At 39.7% G+C, this 9,665-nt stretch carries 7 protein-coding genes; all 7 read right to left on the bottom strand.

What is annotated here, in order from left to right; translation table 11 throughout:
• Positions 1-20: 20 nt before the first annotated feature.
• Complete coding sequence (locus ACQ96U_RS18420; RefSeq protein ID WP_431722731.1) at positions 21-3,128, bottom strand: BRCT domain-containing protein; 3,108 nt, start codon at positions 3,126-3,128, stop codon at positions 21-23.
• Between the two features lie 782 nt (positions 3,129-3,910).
• The gene (gene aroK / locus ACQ96U_RS18415) at positions 3,911-4,426 is read right to left on the bottom strand and encodes a shikimate kinase AroK (protein WP_431722730.1); all 516 of its coding nucleotides are present in this window, start codon (positions 4,424-4,426) and stop codon (positions 3,911-3,913) included.
• Between the two features lie 16 nt (positions 4,427-4,442).
• Positions 4,443-6,551: a type IV pilus secretin PilQ gene (gene pilQ, locus ACQ96U_RS18410; protein WP_431722729.1), complete on the bottom strand. Its 2,109-nt coding sequence runs from the start codon at positions 6,549-6,551 to the stop codon at positions 4,443-4,445.
• A gap of 264 nt (positions 6,552-6,815) precedes the next feature.
• Positions 6,816-7,343, bottom strand: a complete 528-nt coding sequence (locus tag ACQ96U_RS18405) for a pilus assembly protein PilP (RefSeq protein WP_431722728.1) — start codon at positions 7,341-7,343, stop codon at positions 6,816-6,818.
• A 9-nt stretch (positions 7,344-7,352) separates the two neighbouring features.
• Complete coding sequence (locus ACQ96U_RS18400) at positions 7,353-7,958, bottom strand: type 4a pilus biogenesis protein PilO (RefSeq protein WP_431722727.1); 606 nt, start codon at positions 7,956-7,958, stop codon at positions 7,353-7,355.
• A 2-nt stretch (positions 7,959-7,960) separates the two neighbouring features.
• Complete coding sequence (locus tag ACQ96U_RS18395) at positions 7,961-8,527, bottom strand: PilN domain-containing protein (protein ID WP_431722726.1); 567 nt, start codon at positions 8,525-8,527, stop codon at positions 7,961-7,963.
• Complete coding sequence (locus tag ACQ96U_RS18390) at positions 8,527-9,591, bottom strand: pilus assembly protein PilM (protein WP_431722725.1); 1,065 nt, start codon at positions 9,589-9,591, stop codon at positions 8,527-8,529. The genes ACQ96U_RS18395 and ACQ96U_RS18390 overlap by 1 nt, the downstream gene beginning before the upstream one ends.
• Between the last annotated feature and the right edge of the window lie 74 nt (positions 9,592-9,665).

Below are 9,665 nucleotides of genomic sequence, written 5' to 3'. Positions count from 1 at the left end.
TTCTTCCTGCTCTTTTTTAATTAGGCAAACTGCGTTGGGTGTGCGCGACGAATACGTGTCAAAGCAACCAGACACGCTTCTCGTTCCATTTTACTTAAAGAGCAACTAAAGCCTTGTAGTAATGACCAAATTGCCTGAGCAAACTGTAGATCACGCTCTGCAAACTCCTGAATGGTCGCAATTAACGCACATTTACTTTTTATTGAGGAAAATGTTGTAGAAAAGGTCTCTTTATTTTTACTCATACGGGTAGGGGGAATGGTAAATAACTCACTACAGATTAATTGCTGCCAGTTCTCTAGTGATATATTAACTGAGCGAATATCATTCACTTTTCGGTAGTGAAGCCACATTTGATGTATTGCAAAATAACGCAACTGTCGATCTGGACTATCCAACAGTAATAAAAGAACATCTGCAGATAACTGACCAAGTTGTTGCAAAGCATAAAGGCCAACTGTTCTTGCTGCTTTATGGTTTGATTCACATAACACTAGCCAATCTGTAACCGTATACTGCGTTAGGTCTAAATGGCAGGCGTTTAGCTTTTCGGGCTGATTTACAATACTTGATTGAATAAATACATTCACATCATAATAATTTTGCTCAAGTAATTGAGCTAAGCATTTGGTGCTTGGTAACCAAGCCTGCCACTCATGCTCTACAAACCGTAACGCAAAAGCTCTTAACTTGCGGTTACTATGTTTAAGTAAAGGGAAAAAACGCTGTAAAGTTAAAAATTCAGCTGGTATTTCTGCTCCAGGATCAACGGGACGATCTGTTTCAATCAAGCAAAGTTTTTGATGGTGACGAATTAAATAATGTCGGGCAAATTCAGCTAAATTCTGCTGCTCAGCTTTAGCTTCTGTAGCCCATAGCCATAACCTTTCACAGCCACTCATGACATCTTCAGATGAAGACTCAGCTTCCTGTCCTGATATTTTTTTCAAAAATGCAGTTTCAGAAATAATTGCTATGTCTGCACCCTGAGCCTGTAACTGCTCGGCTTTTACTTGCTTACTGCCTTTTTTGCCATTGCCATATAACGGCGAACCGTCATCACCAATAACCAAATAATTTAATTTTGCACTGACGGTACTTACAATAGCACCACCTCGTTGCTTAACAAGAGCTTGAGCTTCACTACGGGTCATTGTTGCCAGCTTACCCGTGAACAAAAAGCGCTGACCGTCAAAACTCACAGACTCTGCAGCTTTTGTCGATAAAGTTGATTCTGTCTCAGATCCACTTATGGTTTGAGATGATGAATTACAGGCAAAATCAGCAGGAAGATAATTAAGCGTAAGAACATCAACCGCAAAAGAATGATAGTCAGCGTTGGACGATGCGGCTAAAGTCAGTAACCAGTCCAAACCCAATGTTTTAGCAGAGAACTGTCGTACATCTTTAAGCCAATAACGGACCTCTTCTGCTAAGTCTTCAGCAAAGTGAATCACAGCAGGCCATGTTTTACCTTGGGTTAATAGCTGTGTTCGCCATTCAGCTTGCTGCCAATCTGGCTCATAAACCAGTGATTGACAGAATGTAGCACCAAATTTTTCTGCTTGTAGTTTACCTTCATTGACCCAGTCAACAACGGTTTCACTGGCTAAAGGGTGGAGTAACAGCTGTTGTAAATGATCTTGCGTTAAACTGGACAAATCAAAGCTTTTAATATTTGATAAAGCAAAGTCAGCAACATAAGCACCTAATGATTGCTCTTCATTCGTATTAACCAGTAACAAATCCAGGAAAAAATCCAAAGTAATTTCAGATAAGCTGAAATTATCAACCAAATAGTTAACAGCAAAATTAAAAGCTTCGTAATTATTTGCAAGCAACAGTTGCTTTAACCATGTTAAAGTAATTTCTTTACGCGTATATAATTTTTTTATCTGCGTTGCTGCAAACTCATGGGCGTACTTATCAACCAGCAATATACCCCATGTTGTGAGCAGTACACTTTTACGAAGATTAAATTTTTGAACAGAAGTCTCAGCAAATACTCTAGTATTCTTGTACTGCGACTGTATAAGTTCGAGAAATTGATCGCAGGTTATTGCTTTGTTGTGCACCTGAAAAATGTCAATTGCAAACTGTCGAGCATCTGCAACTTGAGAGTTTAATAATCCCCACAACAAGTCAAATAAGCCTAGTTTTAATAATGATTTTTGTTCATAAACAGGAGCATGATGTATTAGCCAAATGACAAACTTATCAATTTCTTTACTTTGCCCCGTAGGCAAACTCTTTAACCATTCGCCAGGCAGTGAACGTAAACCAGTTAAAAAGTATTTCTGTAATAATTCAACAGTAAATCGTCTTACCAGTTCAGCATTTGCTAATGACAATATTTTAATGAGGGGTTTTAAGTGTAATTGCCAAGCATCAGGAAAAGCACAATGTTTAATGACATTTTGCCGGTCACGGATATGTCGAAATTGATTTCGTGAATATTTTTTAGTGGCATGGTAAAAAATGTGGTTAGCAATCCAAGTAGCAGCCCACTTAGTATCATTTCGATAATGAATTAATACTTGCCCAGCAACTATAGGATAAAGTGATGGCCAACGCTTACCTATAATTCGTAGGGTACGCCACGCTCGGCGTGCGAGATACGCCAGTGTTTCCAGTTTTACCTCGTGCTGTGATGGATTTGCCAGTGCCATATCAATTCGAGCAGCTAACAATCCATAGACTTCATAATCTTGTTCTGACTCAGCCAGCTTAACAATGAGTTTAATAGCCCGCCAACAACCATAAACAAACGGTAGTTCTGCTAAAATCTGTAAAAGTATTTGCCGATCTACGACACATTTGCTATTCCAAAGTGGTAATAGCAACTTAAATATCAATAAACGCCCATGAGTCTCAGGTAATTTTGTCGCTTGTTGAAAAAAATCTTCTCGAAAATGCTGTTGTTGCTCTACTGTTAGCTGCAAATAAGTTGAAGAACGTAAATACTGAACAAACTGCTCAACTGTCATTAACTCAGTTTGTTGTTCCTCACTTGGAAACTGTTCGATATCCTGCTGTTGATCTATATACTGATTAAGAAACGTAGAAAACTGAGGATCTTTTGAATGGAGGGCTTGTTGAAGTGTGCTTAACGATAATAATGCTGACAAGGTAACACCTTTATAATACTACTGGCTTGTCCATTTTAGTTTTTATCACTTACTTATATCCAACATGACACAACTGATATATATACTTTATTAACTTATTACCTCAGAATACTCAACGCGTACATCTTTCTTAATTGGGAATTCCTCGTTTCATTAAATTTATTATTATCAAACTAACGTCACAATTTCTTATACCCAGAGCTTAGGTTAGTTATTTAGCAGAACTAAATCTGCTCACAAATATAATACGCGAGAAACAGTTAATCATCATGTGGGAATAAAATTAAACCTAACAACTCGGCTTATGTATATATCTTCTAAAAACAAGACACTATAAGTTAAGTTGTTAGGTTTTGCTTGCTGTGTGTCTACTTCATGACTTGGGACATGGAAGGCTCACTGGATCGCGCCACTATATACCGTTATGGTAACTAGCGAAACCGCGATTGCGTGGTTGGCTCAGGTCGCTGGTTACCATAACGGTATATAGTGGCAAAGCGAGCCTGAAATAGCCTTCCTTGTGTACAGTGCATAGTAATAAGCAAGAACGGCGCATCACCGCTCCGGTGTTTCCACCAAGCTAGACCATGACCAGCAAGGACAATACTTGTATACCAATTTAAGGAAGAGACTGCAAGCATTGTAAGACAAGTTGCAAATGAATTGACATAAACAATATAAGGAAGTAGATGTACATCACTTACTGCAGTGTTTAAAAAAACACTGCTACAAAGTCCATAGTCAATCGAGTATTAAAACTCAATCAAACATACACAACACATCTACTGTTGAATAACTCGACAAATCTCATTAACCACAGTGCGAGGTATTTTGTTATCTGTGGTAATAATATAGTCAGACACTTCTCTATACAATGGGTCACGAATTTTCATCAATTTCGCTAAAACCGCTTGAGGGTTCTCGTTTTGTAGTAATGGACGTCGTTTATCTCGAAATGTTCGTGCTAGTTGTTGCTCAACACTCGTATACAAGTAAATCACCGTACCAGTACTCTGTAATAACATACGACGATTTTTTTCCCGTAAAACAGCGCCACCACCTGTCGCCAAAATCATTCCATTCTGTTGAGTAAGCTCTTCCAACATAGCTGATTCTCTGTCACGAAAACCTTCTTCCCCTTCTACATCAAAAATCCAGGGGATATCAGCACCCGTTCGCGCTTCTATTTCACGATCAGAGTCTTTGAACTCAACATCTAAAGCTTTAGAAAGCAAACGCCCGATGGTGCTTTTACCAGCACCCATCGGGCCAACTAAAAAGATACTCGTTTTAATCATGGCCTATACATGTCAATTAGCGTTTTGTTAGCGCATTATCAACAATTCTAGGCGTAATGAAAATCAGCAGTTCTTCTTTCTTATTATTATCTGTTGTTCTACGAAATAATCGACCGATTGCAGGTAAATCACCTAAAAAGGGTACTTTACTGTCTACTTGTCTATTTGTTTCTTCAAAAACACCACCTAACACTAACGTTTCACCATCAGGTACAAGTACTGTCGTGTTTACTTCATTGGTATCAATAGCTGGCGCACCATTAAATTCAGTCTCAGCAACAGCATCTTTCGTCACAGCAACTTTAAGAGAAATATGTCCATCAGGTGTAATTTGGGGCGTGACCTCTAGAGATAACACTGCTTTTTTGAAAGAGGTTGATGTTGCACCACTGGAACTTGCTTCTTGATAAGGAACCTCTTGGCCGGTCTCAATCCTTGCTGTTTGCTTATCCTGAGTTAAAACTTTGGGCTGAGAAATCAGCTCTCCTTTATTTTCAGACTCAACGGCACTCAACTCTAAATTCAATATTGCACTATTAGATACAAAACCAATACTGAATGTACTTGTAGCAGGAGAGAGAGGTAAATTAACTAAGGTGTTATTGCCAGGAGTAGTTGATCCTGTAGTATTTTCATCTCCAGTCCCGCCTAACCGCCACTTACCACCTTTCTTAACCTTACCACCACTCCATTCAATCCCTAAGTCACTAGAAACATCAACATCAGCCGTAACAATCCGAGCTTCAATCATCACTTGCTTGATAGGAATGTCGATTTTTGTAAGCAAATCCCGCATTTCATCCAGCTTGGCCCGCGTATCTTTTATTAAAAGACTATTAGTGCGATTAACAACCTGCACCGTACCTCTTTCAGAAAGTAACTGAACACCACCTTCTCCAGAAGAACCTTGTAAAATACCCGCTATTTCATTCGCATCAGCAAAGTTAATTTGCACTAGCTCCGTGTATGTCGGAGCAAGCTCTTCTATTTGTTGATTATTTTCCAGCTCTTGCTTTTCTCGTGCAGCAATTTCTTCTGCTGGGGCAACCATTAACACGTTACCCACTTGCCGTTTATCCAATCCTTTCGCCTTTAAAACAAGATCAAGCGCTTGATCCCAGGGAACATTTTGGAGACGGAGTGTAATATCACCTGCAACCGTATCACTGGCCACTAAGTTTAAATCAGTGAAATCAGCAATTAATTGTAATACAGATCGAACATCAATATTTTGGAAATTAAGGGATAACTTCTCTCCCGTATAAAGCGCACGGTCTCTCTTTAATTGTTCAACTTCTTTAGCCGTTAAAGATTTTACACTGATAGTGAGTGTATTATCTGTTTGGTAAGCCAAATAATCATATTCGCCTTCTGGCTCGATTGTGATAACGGCATTACCACGTTCTACCGTAGCATCGATGTAGTGTACTGGTGTTGCAAAATCAACTACATCTAGACGATTACGTAAATTTGTAGGGATTTGCGTTTCAGGAAATTCTAAACGAATCCGTCCACCTTGTTCATTCATATCCAAGGGCACATTAGGATTCGATAATTGAATAACAATATTTCCCTCACCTTCTGTACCGCGTTCAAAGTCAATACTACTAATAGCTTTGACATTCCTGTTATATAATTTTTTTCTTGTTTGTTTATTGCTAACTGCTGGCGGAGTTTGAGTATATTTTGCCTGTGTAGCCGGCCGGGAAGTCTGTTGCGCAGCAGCCAGATCCTGCCCTTCCGTCCCAATTAAAATATATAAATTATTGCCATCAATCCTAGTCGCATATTTAGCCGGTTGATTTAAGTTAACAACCAGGCGTGTTTTATCTTTTGTTTCTAAGACAGTAATACTTTTTGTATTACCAAAACCAATTTCATTGAATTTCTTCGCCAGGCCACTCTGTGTACCAGGTAAATCAATAGAAATTCGTGCAGGGCGTTCAACTGTATACCCTTTCGGTGTTGGCACTGCACCATCAAACTGCAGTTTTAATTCAACTTTCTCCCCCGGAAGAGAGGCTACATCCAGATCTGTAATGACTGATGCCAACGCCTGCCAGGAGTTGAAAGCCAAAACAGTGGCTATTGCCAAACCAGCTTTTTTTAAGCGTATGGTGTTCATACTTACCCACCAATGTTATTGAATACCACGATTATCACTGAGTCTTGAATAACCTTAACCAGAGCAGCTCAACATTAATAAACAAGCGAATTCATTCCGCAATCGCCAGCATATTTATAAAAAAATATGCATTAATGTTTCCAAGCCAATCCTTAAAGGCGGGCGATTCCATGCCTTACACATTACTGTGTAAAGTTCGCACAGCCAGCACTGGAGTAGTGAATTGAATAAAACAGACTTCCCCCGAAGATGTGCTTTAATGGCCTACCCTTCATTTAATGCAATTGTTCTAGGGCGTTCTACCCACTTATCTTTACCACTTGGGACAATTTCCGTCACTTTTATTTCTGTCTCCGAAATTGAAATAATTTTGCCGTGATTTCGTCCTAAGTAATCTCCCTCTTTGACTCGATGGACACCTCCCCCTCCTCGAATCAAAGCCCAAAAACCATCATCGTTACTGATACTGCCAACCATCTGGAATGTTTCTATACCAAAATTTTCCAAATACTGTTTTGGACGGTTAAAATCCGGCTTAACCGACGACTCCTGTTGATCTTCCTTTTCTGTCACCTGAATAGGTGCTATAAAAGGACTTCGTAACCCCGATGCACTATAAGTGAATGCTTCATACGGTTTAACGATTGGAATAGGTGGTATATTCCCTTTTGGTCGAGCTCTCACTTCATCCATAAATGATTGTAAATCTTCATACTCCCTACTCGTACAACCAGCCAGTAACACAGCACTGCTCAATAACGCTACCAGGGAAACTTTAGTGTAACCGCTCATATCCAGCCCCTAGTTTCCTTCAGTCTTATCGTTATAACGATAAGTCTTAGCAGTAATTCTCATCGTCAGTATTTCAGCATTATTTTGCTGAGGATTAATTTCAAAGTCATTTAACGTTACAATTCTTGATAAACTTGCAACAGCACTTACAAAGTTCCCTAAGTCGTGATAATTACCCTGAACTCTTATGTCAATGGGTAGCTCAATGTAAAACTCTTTTGTAACTTCTGGCAGCAGGTCAATTGAATTAAAGTATAGACCACTTCTTAAACCTGCACGGCTAATGTCTTCTAAAAGACCAGGAACTTCTGTATCTGTAGGTAGTTGTTTAACCAAATCACCTAATGTACGCTCCATCTCCACCATCTGAGTTTTATAAGCATCAAGGTTTGCAGCCTGGAATGCTTTAATTTTGAACTGTTCTTTTAACTGATCTTCTTCTTTCTGAACCGTTTCGTATCGATTATTTAATTCTTCTAAATGAAATTTATAGCCTAAAAATAATACAGCGCCAAAAAGAATAATTGCTGCAACGATTTTTATCGGCGCTGGCCATGATCCAACATTTTCAAGATCTAGCTCATTTATATTTTTAAAGGAATCAGCAACACTCATAGTTACTCCTCCTTATCTTTTTTATCAGCTTCAGGCGTTGTCTTTAACACCGCCATAACGAATTGGTTCATAGACTTATTCGCAGGATCTCTTTTCACTGATGTTAAATTAGGCTCTTTAAACCATTTAGAGCTATCAAACTGTCGCATCAGAGCTGAAACACGATTATTAGACTCAGCTATTCCTGTAATCGCAAGTTTATTACCTGAAAGCGCAAGGTTGTTAAAATACACACCATCAGGAATAACCCGAACAAGCTCGTCAAATACTCTGACAATAATGGGACGATCTCCTTGCAAACGTTTGATAACATTCATCCGCTCAAGTAATTGCTCTCGCCTTTTTTTCAATTCTTTAATTTCAGTAATTTTTGTATCCAGTGCGGCAATTTCTTTTTTTAAAAAATCATTCCGTCCCTGCTGGTTTGAAATGGCCCCATTAATCTGTCGGTCCCCTAAAAATACCAATCCAGCAGCCACCGCAACTGTTATCCCCAGCGCAGTTAAAAAGTGTTTTTTCCGCTCTTCTCTTCGCTTTTCCCGCCATGGAAGAAGGTTTATTTTTGCCATCAGTCAAAACTCCTCATGGCCAAACCACAGGCAATCATCATTGCAGGTGCATCGTTACTTAAAGCCGTTGCATTGACTCGACTAGCAACCGCCATATCCGCAAATGGGTTTGCTATCGTTGTTGAATTACCAATTTTTTCCTGAACCAAATTATCCAGATCAGTTAAACACGATGTACCGCCAGCAAGGACAATATAATCAACATCGTTAAACTGGCTAGATGAGTAGAAGAATTGCAATGACCGGGAAACCTGCTGAACAACAGCTTCTTTGAAAGGAATTAACACCTCAGACTCATAGTCATCAGGCAAACCACCCTGTTTTTTTGCCAGCCCTGCATCCTCAAAAGAGAGTCCATAACGTCGCTGTATTTCTTCTGTAAGCTGTCGACCACCAAACAACTGTTCTCGGGTATAGATGGTTTTCCCTTCGTGCAGTACACTCAACGTCGTCATTGTGGCGCCTATATCCACAATGGCTACAGTCTGATGCTCATCATCCAGATTTAATTGCTTGGCAATTTGCTCAAATGCTCTTTCCATAGCATAAGCTTCAACATCCACTACTCTCGCAGTCAACCCTGCATGTTCAAGCACAGCCTCACGCATCTCCACATTTTCCCGCCGACATGCTGCTAATAACACGTCAACCATCTCAGAGTTACGCTGTGACACACCTTGAACTTCAAAATCAATGGCTACTTCATCAAGTGGATAAGGTATATACTGGTCAGCCTCTACCGAAATCTGATTTTCCATTTCATCTTCAGAAAGCGAGGCATCCATTTCGATGTGTTTGGTAATGACTGCAGAGCCTGCAACCGCTACCGAAGCGTCTTTACAGCTACTGCGCGACTTTTTGAGTGCTTTGGCAATAGCCTCGCCAACAGCATCAACGTCGTTGATGTTTTTTTCAACAACCGAGTTCTCCGGCAAAGGCTCTACACCATACGCCTCTACTTTGAATCGGTTACCACTTCGACTTAGCTCTAACAACTTGACAGATGTGGAGCTAATGTCTACCCCCAAAACGGGCTTTGATTTCTTATTGAGGAACCCTAACACGGATAATTCCCTATCAAGACGGCCACTTACAGTTAAAAGCTCATTATTTACATTAAATACCAGACTTTACATTC

The sequence above is a fragment of the Zooshikella sp. RANM57 genome (assembly GCF_050749885.1).
In the GTDB taxonomy this organism is placed as follows: Bacteria; Pseudomonadota; Gammaproteobacteria; order Pseudomonadales; family Zooshikellaceae; genus Zooshikella.
This window is presented reverse-complemented; position numbering and strand designations above follow the sequence as displayed.

Excerpts from the sequence above, each read along its gene's own strand:
- ACQ96U_RS18400 (WP_431722727.1), bottom strand. The coding sequence starts at position 7,958 with ATGAGTGTTGCTGATTCCTTTAAAAATATAAATGAGCTAGATCTTGAA.
- aroK (WP_431722730.1), bottom strand. The coding sequence starts at position 4,426 with ATGATTAAAACGAGTATCTTTTTAGTTGGCCCGATGGGTGCTGGTAAA.
- ACQ96U_RS18405 (WP_431722728.1), bottom strand. The coding sequence starts at position 7,343 with ATGAGCGGTTACACTAAAGTTTCCCTGGTAGCGTTATTGAGCAGTGCT.
- pilQ (WP_431722729.1), bottom strand. The coding sequence starts at position 6,551 with ATGAACACCATACGCTTAAAAAAAGCTGGTTTGGCAATAGCCACTGTT.
- ACQ96U_RS18395 (WP_431722726.1), bottom strand. The coding sequence starts at position 8,527 with ATGGCAAAAATAAACCTTCTTCCATGGCGGGAAAAGCGAAGAGAAGAG.